The organism is Chryseobacterium sp. OV279, from assembly GCF_900128945.1.
In the GTDB taxonomy this organism is placed as follows: Bacteria; Bacteroidota; Bacteroidia; order Flavobacteriales; family Weeksellaceae; genus Chryseobacterium.
Map to the genome: position 1 here is coordinate 890,313 of NZ_FQUD01000004.1, position 25,221 is coordinate 915,533.

Below are 25,221 nucleotides of genomic sequence, written 5' to 3' on the forward strand. Positions count from 1 at the left end.
ATGACTATTTTTCCTGCCCATACAAAATTTAAATACAGCTGGCGCGCTTATCAGAAGAGATTTCTGGATGATCTTGACGGATTTCTTACCGATCGGCATCTGCACGTCACTGCACCTCCCGGCTCCGGAAAAACCGTTTTAGGACTGGAAGTCATGCTGAGACTCAATAAACCGACACTTATTGTAGCACCAACCTTAGCCGTCAAAAATCAATGGGTACAGAGATTCTGCGAACTTTTTCTTGATACAGAAACAGTACCGGACTGGATCTCCACGGATATCAAAAATCCCGGACTTATTACCGTAACCACTTATCAGGGAATTCATGCAGCATCCGGTTTTCCGGATGACGATGAAACGGAGATTGGAAAAAAATCATCCAGAGTTTCCTTAGCTGAAATTATAAAGAAACTTCAGAAGCAGAAAGTGAAAACCTTTATTTTTGATGAGGCCCATCATCTGAAAAATGCATGGTGGAGAAGCTTGATGGAATTGAAAGCAGCGATAGATCCAACCGTTGTCTCCCTTACCGCAACACCTCCTTTTGATGTTTCCGGCTCCGAATGGCAAAAATACATGCAGCTGAACGGTCCCATAGATGCAGAGATCTCCGTTCCGGAATTAATGATTGAAGGCGATCTTTGCCCGCATCAGGACTTGGTTTATTTTACATTGCCAACCTATGAAGAACAGCAGGAAATAGAACATTACCATACACAGGCTGCCGCTTTTTTTAAAGAAATTGAGAATGACGATATTCTTCTCAATGCATTGGAACAGCATCATGTTTACCAGAAACCAATGGATCATCTGGAATGGATCTATGAAAATATATCCTCCTATACCTCCGGACTTATTTATCTTCATTTCAGAAAAAAAGAAATCTCTGAGATTCATTTTGAAATCATTGGTGATCAGCATCAGTACATTCCCGAATTTGATTTTTTCTGGCTCGAAGAACTTCTCGACTTTTATCTGATCGTAGATGAAGTGAATTTTAAAAACGAAGAAGATCATCGTACCGCATTAGGCAATAGATTGAAAAGACAGGGATTCCTGGAAAAAAAGACGATCAGTTTTTTCAGCAATAAAAATGTAAGCCAGATCCTTAATTCCAGTATTGGAAAACTTCAGGGGATTAAAGACATTGTGGAATTTGAATTTTCAGTTTTGAAAGAAGATCTGAAAATGGTAGTGCTTACCGACTTTATAAAAAAGGAATACCTATCCACCGATACCGAAAATAATCTCCATCTGGACAAAATCGGAGCCATCCCTATTTTTGAAAAGCTGAGACGTGAGAATTCCCAGAATAAAAAAATAGGTGTTCTGACGGGAAGTATTGTCATCATTCCATTATCTGCAAAAGAAAAGATGAATGAGTTCTGTGCAGGAAAAGGGATCTCCGAAGTATCGTTTTCTCCTGTTGCATATGATAAAGACTATATTCAGGTCCATCTTACGGAACAGATAAAACACGATATCGTGCATATCATCACAGAAATTTTCCAACAGGGTTATATTCAGGTGTTGATTGGTACAAAAGCTTTACTGGGCGAAGGCTGGGATGCTCCTAAAATGAATACTTTGATTCTTGCCAGTTTTGTGAGTTCCTTTGTCCTTTCCAACCAGATGAGGGGAAGAGTGATAAGAATCGATAAAGACAGTCCCCAAAAGACAGGAAATATATGGCATCTCGTATGTTTTGATCCACAGAGTGAGAATGGTGGTCAGGATATGGATATTGTGAAAAAGAGATTCAAAACCTTTGTGGGAATTTCAACCCACGATGAAACGTCCATTGTGAACAATTTTGAAAGGATCAATATCAAAACCATTGAAAAAGAAGATCAGATTCCAGTCATCAATCAGGAAAGTTTTTCCTGGGCTAAAAACAGGAAAGATCTTACGCTGCGATGGAAATCAGCTCTAGATAAGGGAAATATTCTCGTCGAAGAAATTAAGGTTCCTTCCGGCGATTTTACCGAAGTGAACGATATGAAGATGACCTATCTCGGAAAAATGACCGCAGATCTTTCTAAAGTAATGATATCAACCGTTTTGCTATTTGGGCAGGATCTTCTTCTGGGGATACTAAAAAATATGCAGGCGATAGATTCTGTTAAAAGCTTTTCCTGGGTTATGTTTATGTTTGGAGGACTAGGGTTTTTGGCGTATGGGTTAAAATTTTACCGTGCCTTGAGACAGTATCTCAAATATAAAAACGCGGCAGGACATATCGGACTCATAGGTGAAACTGTTCTGGAATGCCTGATCTACGAGAGAATTATTACAACTCCTCCGGAAAAGATGAAAGTGGTAAGTTCAGGGGCTAAAGGTGATATGTTCTGTTATCTCGATGGTGGAAGTCACTATGAGAAATCACAGTTTATTCAGGTTTTGCAGGAGGTTATTTCTAAGATTGATAATCCTCGTTATCTGCTTAAACAGCAGGCTAAGCTTTTCTTTACGAAGAAATATATCTATTATCCTATCCCTGAAGTTTTTGCCAAAAACAAAAAAAGCGCCGAGCTGTTCATGAAAGTCTGGAGCGAAAAAATTGAAAAATCAGAACTGGTTTTTACCAGAACCATTGAAGGACGTCGTATTCTTTTACAGCTGAGGTTCCAATCCCTGCTAAAAAGAAATGCAAGGATAGAACATCTTCACAAATGGACCCGTTAAAAAACAAAAATTCCCTGAGGGATCAGGGAATTTCTCATTTATGCATTAGAATCTTTTCGAGAGCACAAATCACTTATGAAAAATTTTTATTTTTTGATGATCTTGGAAGAGCCTGATGGTGTTTTGAGGATATAAACGCCATTCGGAAGTTCCGAGATGTCTGTCTGATTGCTTCCTTTCTTCATATCCAGTTTTTTAAGCAGTTTTCCGTCCTGGCTGTAAATTTCAGCCGGCGCATTGTCTTCTGCCTGAATAGAAAGAGAGCCGCTGGTAGGATTTGGATAAATGCTCATCATTTTTTGTGAAGCAGCAGCTTCATTCGTTGCCAGTACGATACCGGAATCTTTTACCCAGGTAAATGCATCAAGTCCTGCATATCTGTAACCTCCTCCCATAGTAATTCTAAGCTCGTCAATAATGATATTTGAGTAATTCTGACCGTTTAAATTGGTAAGATCAATCAGGGTATATCCATTTGCCGTAGCCATAGAAGTATTAAAGCCTGTAGATTTAGTCTGTGTAAATTTAGTAACACCGCTTAGCCTTCCTGTAACTGTTAAAGTCCCCGCTACAGTCAGATCTAAATTAAGAGCAGAAAGGTACATCCAGAAACGGTTTGCTTTAAACAAGTTCGATGTCGTTTTAATACTGAAAGACGGTGGTGAAGCCGTATCATTGGAGTTATCGATATATCTGTTATCGTTAGCTGTTCCGTTCCATCCTGTATTAGGGTAATTCGCCTGGATATCAAAAAGTCCTACGTGAGAGATGATATTAAAGATCACTCCGTTATCCGTAAAACTTGCGCTTCCGTTCGATTCGGTTTCAAATTGCTCTGTACTTGTCTGTGCAAAAGAAAGTAAGGATATGAACAGACTACAGATGGTTAAAAAAATAGTTCTTTTCATGATTTAGGTTTTAAATAAGTTGTTTTTTTTAGCTGCGTGGAGGATATATTCCTTCAATACAGATGATGTAGTTTAGCCCTAAATAAGGCGGCATGTTATTCACCGGAAGATTTTGCCCGATGTATGATAGAGATCTTGCGTTAATTGTGGTATCAGGATCTACGGCTGCAAAGCTCGGTACAGCATTGAAATCTCTTCCTACCTGTGTTCCTGATTTAGCTATAGAAGTAGTGGCTGTAGGAGTGGAAACTGTAGCGTTTACATTAGCCACTTTCAGTTGAAACCCTGAACCTATACTTGGAAGATTCTGTGCCATAATTGTATTTTGTGTAGTTCCGGCAGCAACTCCCAAAGGATAATATTCGTTTGCATTGACATTTCCGGCTCCGATAGCCATACGTCCTTTCAGATTAGGCAGTGCAAAAGTATCTATACCGTTTCCTCCGTAAGTGGTTCCTAAGATGGAAAATAAAGCAGAATTATTTGAAATTCTCAGTAAGCTTCCGTCACAAAACATCCAGCCTCTAGGTGCAAAATTTCCAGCAAATAGTTTTACAATTCCAATGTACTCGTCCATGATAATAGTTTTTTCAGTTATTAAGTTTTCCTACTCTGTTATGGGCTTTTCGGATTCCGCCGGTGGTTATTAGTTTTTTTGATAAGCCAAAGGAACAACTTATAGAAAGGCAGTGCTAGAGTAGAAAATACCAAATTGGAGAGTCCGTATTTCTACGTAATGGATGTTTGTTTTTCGTTATGGGAAAGGTTTTGTGATATAATAAACACCTTGATGTAATAAGCTGCAATTTGTTTCTTATAATTTTCTCCGGGACAGCGGTATTTAGTATTTTTGTAAGAATCCAATTAAAATAAAAATGAACGAATTCGTAGCATCAGAAATTAAAAACAATATTGCCGAAATTACATTCGGAACACCAAAAAGTAACTCCCTTCCGGGTGCCATTCTCGAAAAACTGGCTCAGACCATTCTGGATGAAGGGGCTAAAGAAGAAGTAAAAGCTATTTTAGTAAAAAGTGAGGGAGAGAAAGCATTCTGCGCGGGAGCAAGTTTCGATGAGCTTTTGGCTATTGAAGAGCTGGAAGCATCTACGAAATTTTTCGGTGGCTTTGCAAAAGTTTTGAATGCTATGAGAAACTGTGGAAAAATAGTTGTCGTAAGAGTTCAGGGAAAAACGACCGGTGGAGGAGTGGGAATTGCTTGTGGAGCAGATTATTGTTTTGCTACAAAAGATTCAGCGTTGGCACTTACAGAGATTAATCTGGGAATCGGACCATTCGTGATCGGACCATACGTGGAAAGAAAAATCGGAAAATCTCAGTTCTCCGCAATGGCTATTGATGCAGACTTCAGATCGGCAGAATGGGCAGAGCAGCATAATGTGTATCATTCCGTATCTGAAAATATTCAGGAGATGGATGCCAAACTGGAAAAATTTATGCAGACGTTGGCTTCCAGAAGCAGTGATGCATTGGCTTTGATCAAGAAAGTATCATGGGAAGGAACAGATCATTTCAGTGAACTGATGCCGGCAAGGATTCACATGAGTGCCAGTTTAATTCTTGAAGATTCTGCTAAGAAAAATATCGAATCCATTAAAGAAAGACTGAGAGCAAAATAGTATTTTGTGCATCATTATAGTATAGCCGCTGAATATTTCAGCGGTTTTTTTGTGGAAAATCAGTGTATAATTCTTTAAGAGAAATAACGGTTTTACTATACTTTAAATAAACCACCACGACTTTTGTTCCTACATGATAATTCAGATAGTCAGATTTAGAAACAGGAAGTCTTATCTTTTCTTTACTGTTACGACCGGAGAAGGTGATGATGTATTCGTCATTTTCTGTTTTGTGGGCACTGATAATGAAACTTGTTAATCTGTTTTTACCGCTTTTGATATCTTTTTGCCAGTTTTTAACAAAGTAAATATAAACAAGGTACATGATGCCGTAGAAAAAAGCGTAAAGCGCCAATGTGATGCCGAAAAACAGGAGGTAATCATAGTATTTGAAATCATGAAACTTATCTTTCAGCAGGTAACAGGCCATGATTGCCATTAAAAGGATTACCAATATCAGCACACCCGGAACATGTTTGAAAAAATCCTGCTTTTGATTAGCGATACTGTTTAGTTCCTCTTCGGTTAAAGGAATATGTTCCTGCAGTTCAATCTGAGAATAATCTATTGAAGTTTTCGCCATGATATATTCGTTAAATAGTTACAGAATTCATTTTAACAATATCCTGTTTTCCTAAAGTTAAGAATTGTAGGAATGGGATGGTAAAAAGTTGTTATTAAAATATTAAAAAAAATAATTGGCAGATTCAAAATAAATTATAACTTTGTAATTCAAAGTTCTTTTTATGGATTCGAAAAACTATCACGAAGACTTATCACATATCCGTTCCATGATGGAGCGGTCTTCCAGATTTATTTCATTGAGTGGACTGTCCGGAGTTTTTGCCGGTTTGGCTGCGCTGATCGGTGCGGGATATGTATATTATATCTTCCAGAGGGAAGGAATCAGTTATTTAGATGGTGACAGGAACTTTTTCGGTCCGGCATTGGTCCGGGAACTTGTACTGGTAGGAACTGTGATTTTGCTGACTGCCGTTTTAAGCGGTTATATTTTCACTGCCAATAAAAGCAAAAAGAAAGGGCAAAAGATCTGGGACAGCACCACGAAGCGTTTATTATTTACGTTTGCCGTTCCTTTGGTAACAGGAGGCGTCTTCTGCCTCGCACTTCTTTTTCACCATTTGTTTGTATGGGTAGCGCCGGCCACACTTATATTCTACGGAATCGCATTAGTAAGTGCAGAAAGATATACACTAACGGATATTAAATATTTAGGATACTGTCAGATTACGCTGGGACTTATTTCTCTCTTCTTTTTAGGATGGGGGCTTGTGTTCTGGACCATCGGTTTTGGAATTTTACATATTGTGTATGGGCTGATCATGCATAAAAAATATAAATAAAGATTAAATTTGCAGACTTTTTAAGAACAGCTTCTTAAAGATTTGCAGCTATTGCCTTACTATGATAAAAATAAATCAACTCAATAAAGAATTCGAAAGCCGTGTAAGACTGGGGATTATGTCCGTTCTTATGGTCAACGACTGGGTTGATTTTTCTGAAATGAAAGGACTTCTGGAAATCACAGACGGTAACTTAGCCAGCCATAGTAATGCCTTAGAAAAAGCAGGATACATCGAAGTGAAAAAAGAATTTGTAGGCAAAAAACCGAAAACCTCTTACCGGGTGACCCAAAGCGGAAGACAGGCTTTCAATGAACATCTGGATGGTCTTGAAAAATTGCTGGGAAGGTAAAGGCTATATTTTTTTGAAATTCAACTTTGAAATACAAAGTACTTTATAATTTAAAATTAAATAAAATGATGACACAAAAACAAAAAACACTCGCCATTTATGCGCTCCCACTGGTTTTACTGTGTATTCCATTGCTGGGAAATCTAACTTCAAATGAGGTCAATTGGTCAGCTTCAGATTTTCTGATCGGAGGCGTTTTACTCTTTAGCACAGCTTTTCTGATCAATTTGGTAAGAACCAAAGTCAAAAAACAAAGTCACAGAATTTTAATCTGCGTTTTCGTTTTGATCGTCCTTGCATTAATCTGGATCGAATTGGCGGTCGGGATTTTCGGAAGCCCGTTCGCTGGAAGTTAAACAAAGATTTTAATCATAAAGGTTTCAGTGATGACAAGAAAACATTTCATTAAAAGATTGGCACAGCTTTCAGTAATAGGAGCATTTCCTGCATTGTATTCATGGCAGATAGAACCTTTCTGGGTAGAATTTGTCCAAAGAAAGCTACCCGTTAAAAATCTCCCGGAAACATTGGAAGGGAAAACACTGATGCAGATATCAGATCTCCATGTCGGAGACCGTTTCGACTGGAATTTCCTGATCGACTCTTTCCAAAAAGCAAAACAGTTTAATCCTGATTTTGTGGTCTACACCGGAGATTTTGTCAATCACGGAACGGCAGAAGAGCAGAAAGATCTGGAAAAAGTAATGAAACAGGCAGTCTATGGAAAGCTAGCGACCTTTGGAATTCTAGGAAACCATGATTACGGAAAGAACTGGGACGATGTAGAATGCTCAGAAAATATCTGTGATATTCTTCAAGATTACGGAATCAAGATGCTTAAAAATAGGAGTGAAGAAAGCCACAGCCTGAACTTTATCGGGTTTGAAGACCTGTGGTCACCCAATTTCTATCCGGCAGAAGTGATGAAAAACCATGATCCTTTAAAGGCCAATATCGTGCTTTGTCATAATCCGGATGCCTGCGACAGAGATATATGGAATGGCTATCAGGGCTGGATTCTAAGCGGTCATACCCACGGAGGACAATGCCGAATTCCCGGCATCATCACACCAGTTCTTCCTGTAGAAAATAAGAAATATGTATCAGGGGAAATAGATCTTCACGACGGAAGAATGCTCTACATCAACAGAGCCATCGGTCATTCCTTCCAGATAAGATTTATGGTCCGTCCGGAAATTACCGTATTTACTTTAACAAAAGCTTAAAATACTGTATCAATGAAAGATAATCAAATAATAAACCTTGGAAAATACATGTTCGGACTTTGTTTTTTACTTGGAAATATCTGCCTTTTGGGTTATTTAATCACAAAAAACGATGGTTTTGCAGCATCAGGTTATACGCTTTTGATTTTGGGAACGATTATAAATCTACTCCTTGTCACCGGATTATTAATTTACGGAATTGCTGTTCATTCTAAATTTTACATCTGTCTCAGAGCAATTGGCTGGCTAATGCTCAATATCCCTGTAGCATATCTGTATGCTGTTATAGGAATTAATCTAATATTTAAATAATACATTATGAAAAAAGTACGTGTTCAATTTCTGCTTTTTGTCTACGATAAAACCCAGAAACTTTACAGAAAATATTTTAAAAAGAAAAAAAGACAATGGCAGTTCAACGAAGAACAGTTATTACAGTTTCAGGAAGATTCTTTAGGAAGAAAACTGGGCGAGTTCTATAAAAAGCACGGGTTCTCCATGATCCCAAAAATGGAAGACCACGATGTACATCATCTGATCACCGGATGCGGAACCCATTTCGAAGATGAGGTGGCGATGCAGTATCTGCTGCTTGGTAACGGTAAACTGAATGCCCATTTGCTGGCCGCTGTTGTATTGGGAACGCTTATCCTTCCGGAATACCTGAAACTGTACATGAAAGCATATAGGAAAGGGCAGAGCATGAGACCCTTTTACCACTGGGACTTTGAAAGTCTTTTGTGGCAGAATTTCGATCATCTGAAAGATTATATCCAACAGAAAGAAACAGCACCGCTCTATTAATCATAAGCCATGAAGAAAATAAAATATACTGCGCTTGGCAGAAATACATTTCTGATCTCGTTTTTATCAGGAACCTTACTTTTAATGGGTTACCTGATCACAAAAGCAGAACTTCTGATGGTCTTCGGGTTCTACTATGTCATCATAGCAGCGGTGGTCAATTTGCTTGTGTTATTATATGAGCTTATGGAATTCCTGACCCATATTTCGGATAAGAAATCCTCCGGAAACTCTGTACTTCTTCTTTTGGTCAATATTCCCGTCACCATCCTCTATATGGGCATCCTCATTGATTTTAAACTATAAATCTATTTACTTTTTAAATTTTAAATCTTTCAATGTTTTAATCTTTCAATCAAAAATTTAACATCTCCCATCATGAAAACACATCACTATATATTCCTTACAGCCGCCTTGTTCGTCATCGTATTCTATGATCAGGACATCGGATTGAATCTCGGTATTCTTGCCATTGTTTACGCGTTGCTTACTTTGTTCAAAACGCCTGAGAGAAACAGGACCAGAACTTTTCTGATACTTTTTGTTACAAGTATGTTGTCAAGCTTTGCTTTCATCTGGTACAGAGATTTCCCTTCCTTGCTGGCGGTTGTAAGTTCCATTCTTTTGCTGGGCTACCGCTCAAGAAACAGAAAGCTTAAAATACTGTTCCTGATCCCGGTTTTTATCATCAACAGTTTCACCTCCATTTTCCGGTTCTTCAGCTTTGATGCATGGCTGCCGAAAAAGAACATTTCCGGCGTGTGGCAGAAAACATTGGCTTTCATAGTGATTCCGCTCGTGTTTATTTCGATATTTTTCGGGATCTATTCTGCGGGAAGTGATCATTTTGCAGCGCTTTTTACGGATTATGAACTGGATATTAATCTGTGGCAACTGTTATCTCTTTCAGTTCTGGGCTTCTTTATCGCGTTCAATTACTGGAATTATGCCGTGGAAAGATTTATTTACAAAAATAATTATCTGCTGGATGATAATTTTAATGATCAGTCTAAAGTTCAGAAGGCGACGTATTCATTTCTAGATCTGGATGCAGAGAGAACCAGCGGCGTGATCTCTTTCCTTTGCCTGAATATTTTGTTGGTATTTTTCATTATCACTTACAATTACGAACAGTTTTATGAAGTGTCAAAAACGCCGGTCCAGCTTTCGGAAGAAACGCATGAAAGAGTAAATGCCGTGATCATGTCGATCGTGATGGCTGTTATGGTGATTATGTTCTACTTTAAATCCGGATTCAATTTTGATCCTAAAGCAAAGCTGATGAAAATGCTGGCCAGAATCTGGATCATTCTGAATGCTGTTCTGGTACTGTCCGCAGCACTGAAAAACTACGAGTATATTATCACCTACGGATTTACTTACAAAAGGTTGGGCGTATTTGCCTTTCTCCTGCTGGCGCTGATTGGTCTGGCTCTTACCTTTATTAAAATTCAGAAGCAAAAAAGAAATGCATTCCTGTTTAATGGGATGACCTGGTATTTTTATGGAACAATTTTGGCTTGCAGTTATGTCAACTGGGGCGGAATCATTACCTCCCAGAATATGAAACGTAAAGATTTTGCTGTGAACTATCACCTTGAGCAGATCAGTTTCAGTGAAAGAAGGCTGCTGAAGTATGCGGATGAAAAGAAAGATCTGCAGCTTAAAAAGAAAATACTTGAAAAAGTAAAAGAAGAAAAAGCCAAGCCTTTCCTTTCAAAAATCCTTTACTATGAAACATTAAAAGAGTAGTTATTATGAAAAAATCCTTATTGTTAATTCCATTGATTATTATTTCATGTAAAAAAGAAGCGAACATAGCAGAAGCTCCCAACAGAGACTCTGCCGTGATCACAGAAATGCCGGACGCTGCCGCTAAAGCAGATTCTGCCGCCATCAGAAAGCAAGATTCAATCATTAACAATGCTCCCGTTACCAAAGAAGTACTGCGCAAAGGCGTTATGAGAAGTGAAAAAGAAGGCCAGATCGTAAGAACGGCAGATGCTTCTCAGCTTCCTTTCACACTGGGAGAAGAATTCACGAAAGACGGTCAGGAACTTGTTTTAAAACTGACCCATTATGACAAACCGACTATTAAAGCCAAAATTTCAACGAATGAAAAAGACTTTAATATCAGATTTAACCAGATCAAACTTCCCAACGGGGATTATGACGGACCATTCAGCAGAGAAATCACTTACCAAACTAAAGGTACCGGCGAAGTCTGGCTGATTATCGGGAAAAGCAATATGGCTTCCGGGAATACAAAAGGAAGTTTTAATGTAAGTGTAGAGTAAGTTTTATCCCTTTGGTATAATTTCTGCAAACTCATTACTAAAGTTTAAAAGTTATGAAAAATATATGGTTAATGACGGCAGCAGTTTCAGCAGTAGTAGTAAGCTGTGGAACGGTGCAGTCACTGGTACAGAACACATTCCCTTATACGGCCAATGTTTTGGTGTCTACGGGAGTTCCGGCCGATAAAGAAGTTTCCTCAACTTCTACAGCGACCAATGTGCAGACATGGTTTGGAGGAAACAATAATGCGAAGATCAAAGATGTAAGAATTTCTGATGCTAAAATTTCTGTAGTGTCCCCTTCAGGTGGAAACTTAAGCGCAGTGAAATCTGTGAAAGTATATGTTTCATCCAGCGGGACAGGAGAGAAATTGGTAGCATCCCGTTCCAACATTACAACGGATTCTTCAAGTTTAAATCTTGATCTTAATGATACAGGATATTTAGATGAGGTTGTGAAAAGCTCAGGACTGACCGTAAGAACAGTCTATGAGTTGAAAAATCAGACGACTTCGGATATGAATCTTAAAATAGCACTGAATTTCAACAGTGTTCCAGCGAAATAATTTTTGTACCGTTTAAAACAGAATAGGCTGTCCTGAAAAGGCAGCCTATTTTTTATAAGTATTATTCAGACAATTTTGTTAAAACTTCAAGCGCCTTTTCAATATCTTTTGTATTCACGAAAATATGGTCATGGTAATACGCTGCTACGACATTACAACTGATGCCGTTTTCAGAAAGCGCTTTTGAAAAAGCAGCGGTTAATCCCACCGCTTCCAGGGAAGAATGTATAGTCAGTGTTATCCACGACATGACAACGGAATAGTCCAGCTGTAATCTGTCTGCGATTTCCTTTTTTAGAATAAGGGTAAATCCTTCCTCCTCTCTAAAGAACATTTCAATTTCATTCAAATTAAAACCTTCTGTACTTTTCGTGGTACAAAAAACATAGTCACCCGGATTGTGTTGGGGTTTCATACTTTTTAAAAGCTTTCCTAAATCTGTTTCTCCGTTCATTCTTTAGTTACATTAAAAAGAAAACAAGATACAGCTATTTTTACAGTTTTAAAAGTAAAATGAGGCGATCCGAATCCGGATCACCTCATTGTTTTCATTAAATAGGTATGAATGTCTTGATATTACAGTTTGGTGAATTTTTCAACCACTCTTCTCTGTCCTTCAGTAATATTGATGATATACTGACCGGTAGGAAGATCTGAAGTGTTGATCTTTTCATCCGGTGAAACTGAACCTTTTGTAACAGTTCTTCCATGCATATTGATGATTTCGAAATCAAGTTTTTTATCGTCATTGCTGTGAATGGCAACAGAGCTGGTCACAGGATTAGGATAGATCTTAATTTCTAAAGGAGCTTGAGCTTTGACGCTGGCTTTAAGACTTCCTTCCAATTGTAAGATGGCATTTTTCACATTAGGAAAAGGACCGATTTTTTGATTCACAACGGTACCACCCTGAGGAATTCCCGTAGAGATTAACAGATTTTTCATAGCAGACGGAGTCAGATACTGACCTGTAGTCTGGTAATAATAAGACTGGATCAGTGTGGCTGCAGAAGCTACCACAGGAGTGGCAGAGCTTGTTCCGCTGAAATAATTGTAAGTTCTGTTATTATCATTGTCATATTTTTGGTAAGATCCGTATCCTGCTGCAAGAACGTTGCTTCCCCAACCCTGTACATCCACCCGGTTTCCGAATGTACTGAAGCTTAGTTTTGAATGGGTTGTATTTGGAGAACCTGCTCCTACAATGATAGCACCGCTGTTTCCTCTTGCTCTGTATGCCGCATAAAAAGGATCATCAAGGTTTTGATTTCCGTTTCCTGCTGCCGCAATGATGATGATGCCTGAATCTGTAGCTGCTTTTGTTAAATCCCAGATCACGCTGTCGTATTCTGCAGGGCAGTACTGGCCGTCTTTCCCACCGGTCTGCATTTCATACAGAATAATATCACCGGCCTGCGATGCATTGATGGATCTGCTCACCGCGGAAGCCCTGTTGTATCCCACGGTAGTCCATTCCATATAGCCTTTGATTTGAGAAGCACTGTAAGCTGCTCCTGATAGACCGATATTATCCTTTACAGAGCCTAAAATACTTACCACAGCCGTTCCGTGATCGCGGTAATTATTGTTGGCTAATCCTGCATTCGGACTGTATCCCGGTTCCAGTTGGATAGAATTTTGATTAGAAAGCATCTCGTGAGTTTTATAGAAGCCATATTCTACATCACGGATTCTGATATTCTGTCCAGTGATTCCTCTCGACCATGCGTATTTGGCATTAATTCCCGGATTGTCGTTCAGATACGTTTGAAGACTTTCCAGATCCGGAGTAGCTACAAATGCTTTAACGAAGGGAGGTTCGATAGGCGTGCTGCTCATCACGGAAACATATTCCACTTCAGGGAATCTTTCAAGCGTGCGCGCCAGCTTTTCAGCGTCTTCATTGTTTTGTAAAGGAGTATTGACTTTGAATATCCTTCTCAGTTTTTCAACAGATTCACCGGAGTTACCGTTGGCTTTGCTGTCTTTGATCATTTCGTCAAGTTTTCGATCACTAAAACCAAAATCATTGACAAACGAAATTCCGTTGGTTTTGACAAATTCTGCCAGTTCCGGATTTCCGAGTGCTGCTTTTTCAGAAGCGATGTTTTTTGAAAAACATACATAAATGTTCGGGTTGGGCTTATCGTTTTTCTCCGATGGATTCTGGCCGTAAGAAAGGATAAAGCCGAAAATAAATAATGTGAAAAGTCTAATTTCTGTTCTCATAATATCTTATTAAATGGTTGTTAATCAAATATATAATTTATATCACAAGAAATGGAAAAATAGAATGAAATAAATGAATTTTGTTGTATAGTTGTTAATTATAATGAATAATCTATATAAATGATAATAAAATTAATTTAAATCACGTTTTTGTGAAATTAAATTAATAGCGAAAAATTTGATATGCATGCTCGGCTAATGATAAACTATTGATGAGGTAATTTAGTTGATATAATTCATCTTAAGAAGAAGTCTCCTGATATGACCGGTAATGAATTTATTATTGTTAGTCAGCCAGACAATAGATATGTTTTTTTCAGGAATCATGATGAGGTGGGATTTAAAACCTCCCTGATCACCGGAGTGCTCTATGACGTTTACATTCTCTTCCGTTTGAGTATCGGCGTAAAAACCTTTGTGAACAAACCAGGTTCCGGTATGGTAAACCGGTTTTTTGCCATTCCACTGTTCCGGCTTGTAGAGTGTTTTTGAGTTTTCAATAACAGCGCAGTTGGTAAACTTACATTGATTAATAGCTGTAATGTATTTTTTCAGATCTTCAATGGAGCTCCAGACCCCTCCGTTTCCGGCAGCAGCAAAAGTAGGGCATTCACCGTAGTCGTATTCCGTGTATACTTTATCTTTCAGAATATAACCGTGGGCTACATTTTTTTCAGGATAGCTTCCGTCTGTAATACGGCTGCTTTTCATTCCGGAAGGTTTGAAAATATGCTCACCGATAAAACGCTGCCATTTCATGCTGCTTGTTTTTTCAATCACCAGCGCAAGTCCGTTGTAAGCAGGATTCGAGTATTTGAATTTTGTTCCCGGTTCAAATTCCAGTGAGTCGGCAGATTTTAGAGGTCTGAAATTCTCCTCATCCTTCGCAGTCAGATAAAAAATGCTGTCTTTCTCCACATGTCTGAGATCCGGGAGCCCGGAACTGTGGGTAAGAATATGGCGAAGCTTAATTTTAGAAGCAATATCTTTATTTTTAAAATCCGGAAAGAATTTTAGCAGGTTGTCATCTGTTGAAAGTTTGTGTCGGTCCTGAAGCATCAGAATGCCATAGGAGACAAAAGTTTTAGTAATAGAACCAAGGTTCGAAACTGTTTTTGTTGTGAATTTTTCCTTAGTCTTCAGATCAGCCAGCCCGAAGGAATTTTCATACAAAACCTTATCTCCCTGCTGGATCAGAATAGCACCACCCGGTTCGTCTGCTTTGAAAAGTTCTGAAAACGCAGAATCAAGTTTGGATTTTAAAAGATCTTCACGGCTCTGAGCAAAACAGACCATTTGAATACTGAGAGTGAATAAAAGTCCGGACATTAATTTAAAACGAAGATGCATGAATATGGTGTTTTTATTTCAAATCTTAAGGTTGATAATGCTTGATTATATTGTTAATAATGATCAGTTTTTTGTGATAGAATCCATGACAATCGTCACCGGGCCGTCATTGATAAGGGAAACTTTCATGTCTGCCCCAAAAATACCGCTTTCGGTTTTTAATCCTGATTTAGCAATTTCTTCTTTAAAATAATCAAAAAGAGGAATGGCTTTATCCGGTTTTGCAGCTTTTATGAAAGAAGGACGGTTGCCTTTTTTATAGTCTGCGATCAGAGTGAATTGACTGATACAAAGAATTTCTCCTGAAATATCTTTAACAGAAAGATTCAGTTTGTCATCTTCATCACCAAATATCCTGAGGTTTAAAATCTTCTGAACCAGCCAGTCTGCATCTGCTTTTTCATCATTTTCATCAATTCCTGTCAGCAGCATCAATCCTTTTCCTATTTCCCCGACAATTTTTCCGTCTACTTTTACACTGGCCTCCGAAACTCTCTGTATAACGATCTTCATTTTAGTAATAAATATTTAAATTCTTAGTAGCTGGGTCATAATTGTTAAGATAGGTTTTAGGCGGAAGAGAAGTGGGTGAACCAGACTGCGGCTCGCCTGTTCTGAGGATCCATTTGGTGTTATCCTTAGGACATAGAATGCTGATGTTGTCTTTTACTTCAAGGGTTGTATTGCTGTCAGGGCACAGATGTGGGGCATTCCTGTCATAAACTTTAAAGTTTTCTCCCACACGCACTATGATCAGTCCTCTTGTACCGGACTGTTGCTCGTTTACGTAAATCCAGCCTCCGTCATAAGTCAGATTGTAATAAGCAGGCAGGTTCAGATTTAAAGTTACATTGATAGGGTTGCTGGGAAAACAGCTTACCGTGTCTTCTCTGCTTCCGCATGAGTTTATAGTTAAAATACTGAAAATCAGTATCGTTAAAATAGAAAGGATTGAAAAAGTTTTTTTCATTTCAATTTAAATTTTTATATATTTGTAAAAGTTAAACGATATAACACGTAATACATTGTCCGGCAAATGTCGGATTATTTTTTTATACCAAACCTAAATTTTGAAAATTATGGCAAGCTATGTAACAAAGGAGGGACAAGAGAAAATGAAAGCTGAGCTGGAACAGTTAGAAACTGTGGAAAGACCAAAAATTACCATGCAGATCGCAGAAGCAAGAGACAAAGGAGATTTGTCTGAAAATGCTGAATATGATGCGGCTAAAGAGGCTCAGGGAATGCTTGAAATGAGAATTTCCAAGCTGAAAGATATTATCGCAACTTCCAAGATCATAGATGAAAGTCAATTAGATACTTCAAAGGTTTCCATCCTTACTACTGTAAAACTTAAAAACAATGTGACCAATCAGGAGCAGGTGTTTACATTGGTGCCGGATAATGAAAGCGACCTTAAAACAGGAAGAATTTCTGTAAATACACCTATTGCAAAAGGATTGCTTGGAAAAGTAATCGGTGAGACAGCTGATATTACATTACCCAACGGAAACAAACTTTCTTTCGAAGTATTAGATATTTCCCTATAATCTAAGTACGATATCCGGAATCAAATTTCTAAAATCTAACCTCTAACTTCTACCTTATGAGCAGTATATTCACAAAAATCATTAATGGCGATATTCCCTCTTATACCATTGCCGAGAATGATCACTTTATCGCGTTTCTGGATGCAATGCCTTTAGTGAAAGGACATACACTGGTAGTTCCCAAGAAAGAAGTGGATCTTATTTTTGATCTGGACAGTGAAGAATATAAAAACCTTTGGGGATTTGCCCAGCAAGTCGCCAAAAAGATTAAAAATGCAGTACCCTGCGTGAGAGTGGGTGTAGCTGTAGTAGGACTTGAAGTTCCTCATGCCCACATCCACCTCATTCCCTTAAACAAAGTGGAGGACATGAACTTCAAAAATGAAAGACTGAAACTAACAGACGAAGAATATAAAGAGATTCAAAACTCAATTATTTCTTAAAAGCATAAAATCGTAAAAAAGAAATTTTTTACGATTTTCTTTAACCTTATTATATAGTATGAATTCAAACCAATGTTCTTTCTGCGGCAGAAAAAGAAATGAAGTACAGATGCTTATTTCAGGGCAGAGCGGCTTTATTTGTGAAAACTGCATCGAACAGGCGCACGTTATAGTAAAAGACAGCGTTTCTAAAACGGGGACTTCTCCGGCAGAAAGTATAGACGAACTTAAAAAACCGAAAGAGATCAAAGAATTCCTTAACCAATATGTTATTGGGCAAGATCAGGCAAAAAAGCAGCTTTCGATCGCGGTATACAATCATTATAAAAGACTGCTTCACGCTCAGGATGAGAACAGGGAAGTAGAACTGGAAAAATCAAATATCATCATGATAGGCGAAACCGGTACAGGAAAAACTCTTCTGGCAAAAACCATTGCAAGAGAGCTGAACGTTCCTTTCTGTATCGTAGATGCTACCATTCTTACAGAAGCAGGTTATGTGGGAGAAGATGTGGAAAGTATCCTTTCAAGACTTCTGATGGTGGCTGATTATGATGTGGAAAAGGCAGAAAAAGGAATTGTATTTATTGATGAGATCGATAAAATTGCAAGAAAATCTGACAATCCAAGCATTACAAGAGATGTTTCCGGAGAAGGAGTGCAACAAGGATTGCTGAAACTTCTGGAAGGAAGTATCGTCAATGTTCCGCCTCAGGGAGGAAGAAAGCACCCGGATCAGAAATACATCCAGGTGAATACTCAGAACATCCTGTTTATTGCCGGTGGAGCTTTTGACGGAATCAAAGATATCATCGAAAGAAGAATGAACAAGCAGGCCATTGGTTTCAGTTCTGAAAAAATAAATAATACGGACGAAGAAAAATATGTATTGACCAATATCAATGCTATTGACCTTCGTACTTTCGGATTAATTCCTGAACTTTTAGGTAGATTCCCAATCATTACTTACCTGGATAAACTGGATAAAGAGACCATGGTAAGAATCATGAAAGAACCCAAAAATTCGATCATCAATCAGTTTATAGAACTGTTCAAAATGGATGGCACGAATTTGGTATTTACAGACGGCGCTGTCGAAAAGATAGTAGAAGAAACCATTGAAAAAGGATTGGGAGCCAGAGGCTTAAGAGGAACCACTGAAAAAGTTCTGGAGGACTATATGTTTTCAATAGGAGAGGAGAAAGAAATCATATTAACGGAGGATAATATTTTTGTTAATAAATAAAATATTTTTTTTTCTTTAAAAAAAAATCTTACCTTTGCGGGTGAAGATTGTATTAACACACAAATAATTTATACAATGAGAAAAAGTTTATTTGCTATAGGTCTTTTAGCAATTAGTTACTCTGTTCAGGCGCAGGTACTATGTCACGTTGACACTAATGCTAATATGTATGTGAGCGAAGGCACCCTTGTTTATAGTGGTGGAGGTGTGCAGACACGAGGTAATGGCCTTTTGGATGTGCACGGAAACGTTATGGTTGTAGGTACAACCGGAGATGCTTTTAAAACAATAGACACTGGCGGTGGAGATAAAACCGATGGTGGAAATATTATTTTAAGACTTAACACTCCCGGAAATACCGACGACGCATCTACTTACGGACAGTTATATGTTGATGGTTTAAGCCAGGCACAGGTTACTGGTATCGTAAGTAAAGAATTCAGAACCAAGAAACATGGTAATGGGGATTTTTATCAGCAGGTAGCAATGCCTTTCTCAGGTAAAGCCTTAAACACATTATCCACTGAACTTGGTAAAACCTTTGGAACAGTAAGAAGAAGTAAAAACGAAATCCTGAAAGTGAACAACACTGCAGCGGTTGCCGATTTTACAGATCTGACTACTCCTACAAGTGATGCTACCGGATATTATATGTTGGGATCTGCCAATAATAATCTGGATACAAGTAGCGCACTTCATACCGTTAACGGTCGTCCTTATACAACATTGGCTAGTAATGTACCTCTTCAAAATGGAGGAAATGTTACTTTCGGCCCGGGAGGAAATGCTCTTAATGGCTACAATGAAAGATACAACACCTATCTTCAGGATCAGTTCGAAGTATCGGTAACGCCATGGGCGAATACTTACGGTAAGAATATTTATCAGTTTGGAAATCCATTCTTAACAAATCTTGATTTATCAAAAATTGGATATGTTGAAAACGGAGGAACTACTGATAATAACAATATTCCTAATCTTTGGGGAGTAAGGTACGACCCGGGAACTGTCTCAGTAGGATCTCAAGGAAACGCCTACAGTTCCGGAGCATTGATTCAGACTTATACTACTCCTGGAGGAGTTCCTGTTGGAGATATCGGTATGATCATCAAACCAATGCAGACTTTCGTACTGAAATTAAGAACTTCCGATCCACAGACATTAAACTTCAACACCCTTAGAAGATTTAATCAAACGGTAAGAGCTGCAGCCACTGATTACAGCGTTACTGCTGCGAAAAATGGTGTAAAAAGCAATGAAGGAACTGTAAAACAGCTTGGAGTAATTGGTTTAGATGCTAACGGAAATGAATTGGCAAGAACGTATTATGTAGTTTCACCTAATGCTACTACAGGTCACCAGACTTCAATAGCAACTACGGTTCAGGCTACAGCTACAACTGAAAACATGATCGGTACATTTGAAGAAGCTTTAAATGGGGGTTATGATTCAAACTATACAGCACAATATTGGCTATATATCAATGAAGCCAATGAAAACAACTTTAAAGGAAAAAATGTTAAACTTGTAAATTATAAGACTGATAAAGTTAAATCTTACAAGTTCGAAATAAGAGAAAACGGAGAGTTGGTTCCAACAGGAACACACTTACTGTCTGCAGGTATCGGCTTCTACTATAAAGCATCCAACGGTACTGTACAGCAGGCAACTCAGGGAGGTATTGCACCTAACGCTGTTGCATCTTATGATTTATATTATGGTGATCCAAATAATGTAGTATTAGGGACAAAAGATACTAGTAATGTTCCTTCAAGAACAATGGTGGTATACAATCCGGAAATTACCAACTACATTGTTAGATTTGATCCAAACTGGAAAAAAGCAGATATTGAAGTTTATGATATGAGCGGAAAACTGGTTATCTCTAAAAAGGCAGTTGATGCAGCTAGGGATTTTGTAATTGAGCTTAACGGCGCTGTTAAAAATTCTTATGTTGTAAAAATTGTCTCTGATAAAGGAGAAACCGTTAACACTAAAATCTTAAAATAAATATTATGAAAACTATTAATAAACTAGTAATCGCTCTTTTCTTATTCGGAACATTTCTGGTCAAGGCCGATGATGAAGTTCCACCAGTTCCGGGAGGAGGTGGTACCGGAGTAGTAGGACCGGGAGCTGCAGCATCACCTATCGACATGTATGTTTATCTGCTGTCTGTAGTTGCCATTGCACTAATTATATTCTATACAAAGAAATTAAAAAGCGTAAAAGCCTAAAATTTTATTAAAATAACATTAAACTCTCTGATTAATCGGAGAGTTTTTTTATTTTTACTCTATGAAAAAGATATATATATTATCTGCAGTATTAGCTGCATTTTCTCTGCAGGCTCAGTTTACGGTTACAGTCCAGGCTCCTGCCGAATTTAAAGATCAGGATGCCATTCTATATACATTAAACGGCTCAAAAGATATCATCGTTACCAAAGAACAGAATAAGAATAATTCATGGACTTTCAAGTATCCAGGCCATTATATGGGGATGATGAAAGTGTATTTTCCGGCTTCAAATAATGCGGTAAGCTTTGTTTCGGAGAATAAAAATATAAGTATAAAAATGGATGTTCAGAATGGTAAGGTCAAAGATGTGGCTTATCTTGATGAAGTGAACGATATTATGAGCAAGCAGCAGGAAGGTTCCCAGAAAAAAGAACTTATTCTTCCTGCATTGGCACAGATCAAAGAATACTATAAAGACAATACCGATTTCGGAAAAGCTCTGAAAACAGAAATAGACAGACTTTCCGGAACCAGTACCGGTGTTGATGCTGCCAAACATCCTTTTATTTCTTATTATAATACCAATTCCGCTAAGTTCCTGTCTAACTCCGCAGATCCCGCGAAAAAGGTAACTCAGGACGAGATTGTCAACTTCCTGGATAAGTCTAATGATATGCTTGAGTCGTCGTCACTTTTAAGACCTGTTTTGGTATCATATCTTAACTCCGGAGGAAATACGAATGTCGGAGCTTCAGTGGATACACTTTTAGACCGTTTAAAGGTAGAAACTCCAAGAGGGCAGACTGTTTTATCTGAGCTTATCGACATCTTTGATGCTTATGATATGGAAGAGTTTAAAACCAAGTATCTGACCCTTGCAAAAAACCTTAAATGTACTATTACCGACAGACTTGCCACCACTTTAAAATCCAATGCGAATGTGGAAATGGGAGCTTCATTTCCTAATGTGAAATTCCAGTCAGCAACGAATACCTCTGCAAAGTCACTGTATGACGTGAAAGCAGATAAGAAAGTCATTATTTTCTGGTCTTCTACATGTTCTCACTGTGAAAGTGAATTACCACAGCTTTTAGCAAAATACAATGATTTAAAAGCGAAAAACATTCAGGTTGTCGGGCTGTCTTTAGATACGGATAAGAATACCTATACTCAGAAGATCGCTGCATTTCCATGGATCAATGACTCTGAATTAAGAGGATGGAACAGTACTTACGTAGATACGTACAATGTTCATGCAACTCCGACGTATTTTATTTTAGATGCTAACAATAAGATAATCAATAAACCAGACCACGTAGGTGATGTTTTGGAATATTTTAAGTTAAAATAATTTTGGTGGTAAACAAATATTTTCTATATTTGCACCACCAAAACGGCGAGGTAGCTCAGTTGGTTAGAGCGCAGGATTCATAACCCTGAGGTCACGGGTTCAATTCCCGTCTTCGCTACAATAAGAGGGAAAGTAATAGATTTACTTTCCCTCTTTTATTTTAATGATTCATCGTTACTTATTTTAAAATCCTGAATTAAAAATTCCTTACGATAAGTTTTACGTGACTTATCTATTCTTTTTCTCATAGCATATTCTACCTTAAATTTGACTTTCCATTCTCCTTAAACATTTCTTTAATTTCACTAATAAGAGATAAATTACGTATTTATACGTAATCCGTTTTCCTGCCATGTGTTTAGATTTGTGGTTAACATAAAACCTGCTTGTATAGAGCAGCAATGTTTGATAAAAAATTGATAACCAGAAAAACTAAAAACTAATTCTATGGCAAAGTTTACAAGAAAAAATGCGTGGGAGTATGATGGTACTTTTGATAACCCGGATCTTTTGTGGTATGCAAAAGCAGTAGGGGTGATGCAGTCCCGTGCTTTAAATGACGAAAACAGCTGGTGGTTTTTTGCAGCGATGCACGGTGAGCAAATGGGAGGAAGTACATTTCCGAACTGGAATGTTATTCCCGGACCTCCAAATATTCCGACAAGCCCGCTTCCGGATACAGATACAATGAATAAATACTGGAATCAGTGCCAGCACCAGAGCTGGTATTTTGCACCATGGCACCGTGGGTATCTTATTGCTCTTGAAGAACAGATCCGCCAGGCAGTAATCAGCTTAGGAGGTCCGGCAGACTGGGCGCTTCCATACTGGAATTATCTGGGATCTGGGGACCAGTACAAAATACCTCCGGCATTTACAGAGAAAACCCTTCCTGACGGGAAAACTCCGAATCCTTTATATGTAACCGCGAGATACGGTCCTAAAAGTGATGGAAACGTTTATGTGGTGATTCCACCGCTTTCAGAAGCCTGTCAGGGAAATACCATTTATACAGGAAGCAATTCTGCAACTTCAAAGCCAGGGTATGGCGGACCGGAAACCAAATTTTCACACGACGGAGCCACCAGTGGTAACCTTGAGAGTAATCCACATAATCTCGTGCATGTACAGGTAGGAGGAAATGACGGAATAATGTCTGATCCTGATTCTGCAGGACTTGATCCTATCTTCTATCTTCACCACTGTAATATCGACAGAATGTGGGCTGCATGGAATGTAAAGAATAGTAATCCCATTAATCCGCTGTGGTTAGGAGGACCTGCGCTTTACGGCGAAAGAGAATTCATCATGCCTTTACCGGATAATAAAGCCTGGGTGTATACGCCTGCAGAAATGACCAGCTTAGCTAAGCTTGATTATACGTATGATGATCTTGAACCAACAACGGCTCCATTAGTAGAGAAAACGCTTTCCCAAAGATTGACTAAATTAGGAGCACAATCTGTAGAAACAGAAAATTTACAAGAACAAGATATGGACTTAGGAGACAATTCAGAACTTGTAGGGGCTAATAGCGGACAGGTTCAGATAGACGGATCAGGAGCGAAAACTACCGTTACATTAGAAAGCAGTTCCTGGAAGAATGTACCCAACAGTCTGATGAAAGCCTCTGTATCCAATTTACCGGATCAGGTCTATCTTCAGCTGGAAAATGTGAAAGGAACGAGAGATGCGAATATTCTTAACGTTTCTGTGAACCATCAGCTGGCAGGACATGTTTCTCTTTTCGGGTTGCGTAATGCTTCCGATAAAGACGGACACAATGGCGGGACAGGACTTACCTTTATTCTTAATATTACAGACATTATCGACAACCTGTTTATCAATAATCAGCTTGATATTAATTCTCTGGATGTAACGATCCTGCCGGATAATGTGATTCCTTCTGATGAAAAAATTACGGTAGGCCGCGTAAGCATCTATCGTGAAGAGCAAAAACTGTGAAAGCCTCGAAAAGGATCCGTTATTCAATAAGTATAACGATTCTGGCGGTAAGTACTTTCTTTTGGATAATTCTGCTGTTTAATCCCGGCGGGATTATGACTGTAAAGCATTGTCATGTTACCCTTGAAGGACCATCAAAGGCTTCACTTCAGATGATGCTTCAGATGAATCCGGTCTCTGATCTGATGATCGGCTGGACCCTGATGGTATTGGCGATGATGCTGCCAAAACTGATTACGCCGGTTCAGTATATTTATGACCGCAGTTTCAAAAGCCGCAGGTTTTGGTCTGCCTTACTTTTCATATTAGGATATACCGCAGTATGGATCGTTATGGGCTTTTTTATGAATGCAATCATTGTAGGGCTGAATCTGCTCTTACCGAATTCTTACATTCCTGCATTGGGCGTTGGAATCATTGCAGTAATATGGCAGTTTTCTCCGATCAAGCAAAAATGTCTGAACCGTGGACATGATCACGTTGCACTTGCTGCGTTCGGTTCCGAAGCAGATCGGGATGCATTTATGTTTGGAATTATGCACGGAGTTTGGTGTGTGGGAGCAGGATGGGCACTGATGCTTTTCCCGATGTTGCTGCCTTCCGGACATAATCTGGCGATGATTGTCGTTACTTTCATCATGATCAGCGAACATATGGAACATCCGAGATCTCCGGGATGGCATTTCAGTTTTCGTCTGAAGCTGCTCCGTGTTATGATTGCACAGACCAGACTTAACATGAAAAATAGATTGAAATTCAACTGAATACTTTTGTTTTCTACTATATTCTACTTCACCGGACTTATGTAAAATAAGGGTGAGAAAACCGCACTGAGGAGTGCGGTTTTTTTGTGACTTAACATGAATTTCCCATTGAAGGGATTTTTTAGTTTTATATTCTTTCTTTATTAAAAGGCTTTTGACTATAGGTGTAAACTTTGAAAAATAAATTTGCGTAGAAATACGTAAAGAATTTCAAAGGATAATTTCTAGCTTTGAGTATCAT

General features: G+C 38.5%; 28 protein-coding genes and 1 tRNA gene. 21 read left to right on the forward strand and 8 right to left on the reverse strand.

Annotated features, from left to right (window positions below; translation table 11 throughout):
- Positions 1-2,685, forward strand: a complete 2,685-nt coding sequence (locus BUA72_RS21115; protein ID WP_072924985.1) for a DEAD/DEAH box helicase family protein — start codon at positions 1-3, stop codon at positions 2,683-2,685.
- 86 nt (positions 2,686-2,771) lie between these two features.
- Here the strand turns inward: BUA72_RS21115 and BUA72_RS21120 are convergent, their stop codons facing one another.
- Both BUA72_RS21120 and BUA72_RS21125 read right to left on the reverse strand, forming a co-directional pair.
- Entirely contained in the window at positions 2,772-3,593 is an 822-nt protein-coding gene (locus BUA72_RS21120) for a T9SS type A sorting domain-containing protein (RefSeq protein ID WP_072924987.1), read from the reverse strand.
- A 28-nt stretch (positions 3,594-3,621) separates the two neighbouring features.
- Entirely contained in the window at positions 3,622-4,170 is a 549-nt protein-coding gene (locus BUA72_RS21125) for a phage tail protein (RefSeq protein ID WP_052202520.1), read from the reverse strand.
- 298 nt (positions 4,171-4,468) lie between these two features.
- On the opposite strand from BUA72_RS21125, the gene BUA72_RS21130 reads away from it, so the two are divergent.
- Positions 4,469-5,233 (forward strand): enoyl-CoA hydratase/isomerase family protein, encoded by a 765-nt coding sequence (locus BUA72_RS21130; RefSeq protein WP_047454492.1) that lies wholly within the window; start codon positions 4,469-4,471, stop codon positions 5,231-5,233.
- A 37-nt stretch (positions 5,234-5,270) separates the two neighbouring features.
- Here BUA72_RS21130 and BUA72_RS21135 read toward each other — a convergent pair whose 3' ends face one another.
- Entirely contained in the window at positions 5,271-5,816 is a 546-nt protein-coding gene (locus BUA72_RS21135; RefSeq protein ID WP_072924988.1) for a hypothetical protein, read from the reverse strand.
- A gap of 163 nt (positions 5,817-5,979) precedes the next feature.
- Here BUA72_RS21135 and BUA72_RS21140 point away from each other — a divergent pair, with 163 nt between their 5' ends.
- The 10 genes from BUA72_RS21140 (at position 5,980) to BUA72_RS21185 (ending at position 11,842) form a co-directional block, all read left to right on the forward strand.
- Positions 5,980-6,597 carry a hypothetical protein gene (locus BUA72_RS21140; RefSeq protein WP_034725743.1) on the forward strand — a complete coding sequence of 206 codons (618 nt, stop codon included), beginning with the start codon at positions 5,980-5,982 and terminating at the stop codon, positions 6,595-6,597.
- A gap of 61 nt (positions 6,598-6,658) precedes the next feature.
- A complete protein-coding gene (locus tag BUA72_RS21145) occupies positions 6,659-6,949 on the forward strand; it encodes a winged helix-turn-helix domain-containing protein (protein WP_072924989.1) in 291 nt (96 codons plus the stop codon).
- Between the two features lie 65 nt (positions 6,950-7,014).
- Entirely contained in the window at positions 7,015-7,305 is a 291-nt protein-coding gene (locus tag BUA72_RS21150) for a hypothetical protein (RefSeq protein ID WP_083544263.1), read from the forward strand.
- 30 nt (positions 7,306-7,335) lie between these two features.
- Complete coding sequence (locus BUA72_RS21155; RefSeq protein ID WP_072924990.1) at positions 7,336-8,175, forward strand: metallophosphoesterase; 840 nt, start codon at positions 7,336-7,338, stop codon at positions 8,173-8,175.
- 12 nt (positions 8,176-8,187) lie between these two features.
- Positions 8,188-8,487, forward strand: a complete 300-nt coding sequence (locus tag BUA72_RS21160) for a hypothetical protein (RefSeq protein ID WP_072924991.1) — start codon at positions 8,188-8,190, stop codon at positions 8,485-8,487.
- Positions 8,488-8,493: 6 nt separating this feature from the next.
- Complete coding sequence (locus BUA72_RS21165; RefSeq protein ID WP_072924993.1) at positions 8,494-8,979, forward strand: Coq4 family protein; 486 nt, start codon at positions 8,494-8,496, stop codon at positions 8,977-8,979.
- 9 nt (positions 8,980-8,988) lie between these two features.
- Positions 8,989-9,285 (forward strand): hypothetical protein, encoded by a 297-nt coding sequence (locus BUA72_RS21170; RefSeq protein WP_139259658.1) that lies wholly within the window; start codon positions 8,989-8,991, stop codon positions 9,283-9,285.
- Between the two features lie 72 nt (positions 9,286-9,357).
- On the forward strand, positions 9,358-10,731 hold the full coding sequence (locus tag BUA72_RS21175; protein ID WP_072924995.1) for a DUF4153 domain-containing protein: 1,374 nt from the start codon (positions 9,358-9,360) through the stop codon (positions 10,729-10,731).
- A 5-nt stretch (positions 10,732-10,736) separates the two neighbouring features.
- A complete protein-coding gene (locus BUA72_RS21180; protein ID WP_072924996.1) occupies positions 10,737-11,276 on the forward strand; it encodes a hypothetical protein in 540 nt (179 codons plus the stop codon).
- 53 nt (positions 11,277-11,329) lie between these two features.
- Positions 11,330-11,842: a hypothetical protein gene (locus tag BUA72_RS21185; RefSeq protein ID WP_047454502.1), complete on the forward strand. Its 513-nt coding sequence runs from the start codon at positions 11,330-11,332 to the stop codon at positions 11,840-11,842.
- Between the two features lie 61 nt (positions 11,843-11,903).
- On the opposite strand, the gene BUA72_RS21190 is transcribed toward BUA72_RS21185, so the two are convergent.
- From BUA72_RS21190 to BUA72_RS21210, 5 genes are all read right to left on the reverse strand, one after another.
- The gene (locus BUA72_RS21190; protein WP_047454503.1) at positions 11,904-12,296 is read right to left on the reverse strand and encodes an ACT domain-containing protein; all 393 of its coding nucleotides are present in this window, start codon (positions 12,294-12,296) and stop codon (positions 11,904-11,906) included.
- A 122-nt stretch (positions 12,297-12,418) separates the two neighbouring features.
- The gene (locus BUA72_RS21195; protein WP_072924997.1) at positions 12,419-14,071 is read right to left on the reverse strand and encodes a S8 family peptidase; all 1,653 of its coding nucleotides are present in this window, start codon (positions 14,069-14,071) and stop codon (positions 12,419-12,421) included.
- 222 nt (positions 14,072-14,293) lie between these two features.
- A complete protein-coding gene (locus BUA72_RS21200) occupies positions 14,294-15,400 on the reverse strand; it encodes a serine hydrolase domain-containing protein (RefSeq protein WP_139259659.1) in 1,107 nt (368 codons plus the stop codon).
- A gap of 84 nt (positions 15,401-15,484) precedes the next feature.
- The gene (gene dtd / locus BUA72_RS21205; protein WP_047454507.1) at positions 15,485-15,934 is read right to left on the reverse strand and encodes a D-aminoacyl-tRNA deacylase; all 450 of its coding nucleotides are present in this window, start codon (positions 15,932-15,934) and stop codon (positions 15,485-15,487) included.
- A gap of 1 nt (position 15,935) precedes the next feature.
- Positions 15,936-16,391, reverse strand: a complete 456-nt coding sequence (locus BUA72_RS21210) for a hypothetical protein (RefSeq protein WP_047454509.1) — start codon at positions 16,389-16,391, stop codon at positions 15,936-15,938.
- 109 nt (positions 16,392-16,500) lie between these two features.
- On the opposite strand from BUA72_RS21210, the gene greA reads away from it, so the two are divergent.
- The 9 genes from greA (at position 16,501) to BUA72_RS21255 (ending at position 24,980) form a co-directional block, all read left to right on the forward strand.
- Positions 16,501-16,971 carry a transcription elongation factor GreA gene (greA, locus tag BUA72_RS21215; RefSeq protein WP_047454511.1) on the forward strand — a complete coding sequence of 157 codons (471 nt, stop codon included), beginning with the start codon at positions 16,501-16,503 and terminating at the stop codon, positions 16,969-16,971.
- A gap of 56 nt (positions 16,972-17,027) precedes the next feature.
- A complete protein-coding gene (locus tag BUA72_RS21220; RefSeq protein ID WP_047454514.1) occupies positions 17,028-17,414 on the forward strand; it encodes an HIT family protein in 387 nt (128 codons plus the stop codon).
- Between the two features lie 58 nt (positions 17,415-17,472).
- On the forward strand, positions 17,473-18,660 hold the full coding sequence (gene clpX, locus BUA72_RS21225) for an ATP-dependent Clp protease ATP-binding subunit ClpX (protein ID WP_047454515.1): 1,188 nt from the start codon (positions 17,473-17,475) through the stop codon (positions 18,658-18,660).
- Between the two features lie 75 nt (positions 18,661-18,735).
- Positions 18,736-20,670 (forward strand): T9SS type A sorting domain-containing protein, encoded by a 1,935-nt coding sequence (locus BUA72_RS21230; RefSeq protein WP_083544264.1) that lies wholly within the window; start codon positions 18,736-18,738, stop codon positions 20,668-20,670.
- A 5-nt stretch (positions 20,671-20,675) separates the two neighbouring features.
- The gene (locus BUA72_RS21235) at positions 20,676-20,897 is read left to right on the forward strand and encodes a hypothetical protein (protein ID WP_047454519.1); all 222 of its coding nucleotides are present in this window, start codon (positions 20,676-20,678) and stop codon (positions 20,895-20,897) included.
- A gap of 61 nt (positions 20,898-20,958) precedes the next feature.
- On the forward strand, positions 20,959-22,251 hold the full coding sequence (locus BUA72_RS21240) for a peroxiredoxin family protein (RefSeq protein WP_072925000.1): 1,293 nt from the start codon (positions 20,959-20,961) through the stop codon (positions 22,249-22,251).
- A 44-nt stretch (positions 22,252-22,295) separates the two neighbouring features.
- Positions 22,296-22,369 (forward strand) — tRNA-Met (locus tag BUA72_RS21245).
- Between the two features lie 329 nt (positions 22,370-22,698).
- Positions 22,699-24,216: a tyrosinase family protein gene (locus tag BUA72_RS21250; protein WP_072925002.1), complete on the forward strand. Its 1,518-nt coding sequence runs from the start codon at positions 22,699-22,701 to the stop codon at positions 24,214-24,216.
- Positions 24,213-24,980: a DUF2182 domain-containing protein gene (locus BUA72_RS21255; protein ID WP_139259660.1), complete on the forward strand. Its 768-nt coding sequence runs from the start codon at positions 24,213-24,215 to the stop codon at positions 24,978-24,980. The genes BUA72_RS21250 and BUA72_RS21255 overlap by 4 nt, the downstream gene beginning before the upstream one ends.
- Positions 24,981-25,221 lie beyond the last annotated feature (241 nt).

Coding starts and splice junctions, on each gene's coding strand:
- BUA72_RS21115 (WP_072924985.1), top strand. CDS start 1: ATGACTATTTTTCCTGCCCATACAAAATTTAAATACAGCTGGCGCGCT.
- BUA72_RS21120 (WP_072924987.1), bottom strand. CDS start 3,593: ATGAAAAGAACTATTTTTTTAACCATCTGTAGTCTGTTCATATCCTTA.
- BUA72_RS21125 (WP_052202520.1), bottom strand. CDS start 4,170: ATGGACGAGTACATTGGAATTGTAAAACTATTTGCTGGAAATTTTGCA.
- BUA72_RS21130 (WP_047454492.1), top strand. CDS start 4,469: ATGAACGAATTCGTAGCATCAGAAATTAAAAACAATATTGCCGAAATT.
- BUA72_RS21135 (WP_072924988.1), bottom strand. CDS start 5,816: ATGGCGAAAACTTCAATAGATTATTCTCAGATTGAACTGCAGGAACAT.
- BUA72_RS21140 (WP_034725743.1), top strand. CDS start 5,980: ATGGATTCGAAAAACTATCACGAAGACTTATCACATATCCGTTCCATG.
- BUA72_RS21145 (WP_072924989.1), top strand. CDS start 6,659: ATGATAAAAATAAATCAACTCAATAAAGAATTCGAAAGCCGTGTAAGA.
- BUA72_RS21150 (WP_083544263.1), top strand. CDS start 7,015: ATGATGACACAAAAACAAAAAACACTCGCCATTTATGCGCTCCCACTG.
- BUA72_RS21155 (WP_072924990.1), top strand. CDS start 7,336: ATGACAAGAAAACATTTCATTAAAAGATTGGCACAGCTTTCAGTAATA.
- BUA72_RS21160 (WP_072924991.1), top strand. CDS start 8,188: ATGAAAGATAATCAAATAATAAACCTTGGAAAATACATGTTCGGACTT.
- BUA72_RS21165 (WP_072924993.1), top strand. CDS start 8,494: ATGAAAAAAGTACGTGTTCAATTTCTGCTTTTTGTCTACGATAAAACC.
- BUA72_RS21170 (WP_139259658.1), top strand. CDS start 8,989: ATGAAGAAAATAAAATATACTGCGCTTGGCAGAAATACATTTCTGATC.
- BUA72_RS21175 (WP_072924995.1), top strand. CDS start 9,358: ATGAAAACACATCACTATATATTCCTTACAGCCGCCTTGTTCGTCATC.
- BUA72_RS21180 (WP_072924996.1), top strand. CDS start 10,737: ATGAAAAAATCCTTATTGTTAATTCCATTGATTATTATTTCATGTAAA.
- BUA72_RS21185 (WP_047454502.1), top strand. CDS start 11,330: ATGAAAAATATATGGTTAATGACGGCAGCAGTTTCAGCAGTAGTAGTA.
- BUA72_RS21190 (WP_047454503.1), bottom strand. CDS start 12,296: ATGAACGGAGAAACAGATTTAGGAAAGCTTTTAAAAAGTATGAAACCC.
- BUA72_RS21195 (WP_072924997.1), bottom strand. CDS start 14,071: ATGAGAACAGAAATTAGACTTTTCACATTATTTATTTTCGGCTTTATC.
- BUA72_RS21200 (WP_139259659.1), bottom strand. CDS start 15,400: ATGTCCGGACTTTTATTCACTCTCAGTATTCAAATGGTCTGTTTTGCT.
- dtd (WP_047454507.1), bottom strand. CDS start 15,934: ATGAAGATCGTTATACAGAGAGTTTCGGAGGCCAGTGTAAAAGTAGAC.
- BUA72_RS21210 (WP_047454509.1), bottom strand. CDS start 16,391: ATGAAAAAAACTTTTTCAATCCTTTCTATTTTAACGATACTGATTTTC.
- greA (WP_047454511.1), top strand. CDS start 16,501: ATGGCAAGCTATGTAACAAAGGAGGGACAAGAGAAAATGAAAGCTGAG.
- BUA72_RS21220 (WP_047454514.1), top strand. CDS start 17,028: ATGAGCAGTATATTCACAAAAATCATTAATGGCGATATTCCCTCTTAT.
- clpX (WP_047454515.1), top strand. CDS start 17,473: ATGAATTCAAACCAATGTTCTTTCTGCGGCAGAAAAAGAAATGAAGTA.
- BUA72_RS21230 (WP_083544264.1), top strand. CDS start 18,736: ATGAGAAAAAGTTTATTTGCTATAGGTCTTTTAGCAATTAGTTACTCT.
- BUA72_RS21235 (WP_047454519.1), top strand. CDS start 20,676: ATGAAAACTATTAATAAACTAGTAATCGCTCTTTTCTTATTCGGAACA.
- BUA72_RS21240 (WP_072925000.1), top strand. CDS start 20,959: ATGAAAAAGATATATATATTATCTGCAGTATTAGCTGCATTTTCTCTG.
- BUA72_RS21250 (WP_072925002.1), top strand. CDS start 22,699: ATGGCAAAGTTTACAAGAAAAAATGCGTGGGAGTATGATGGTACTTTT.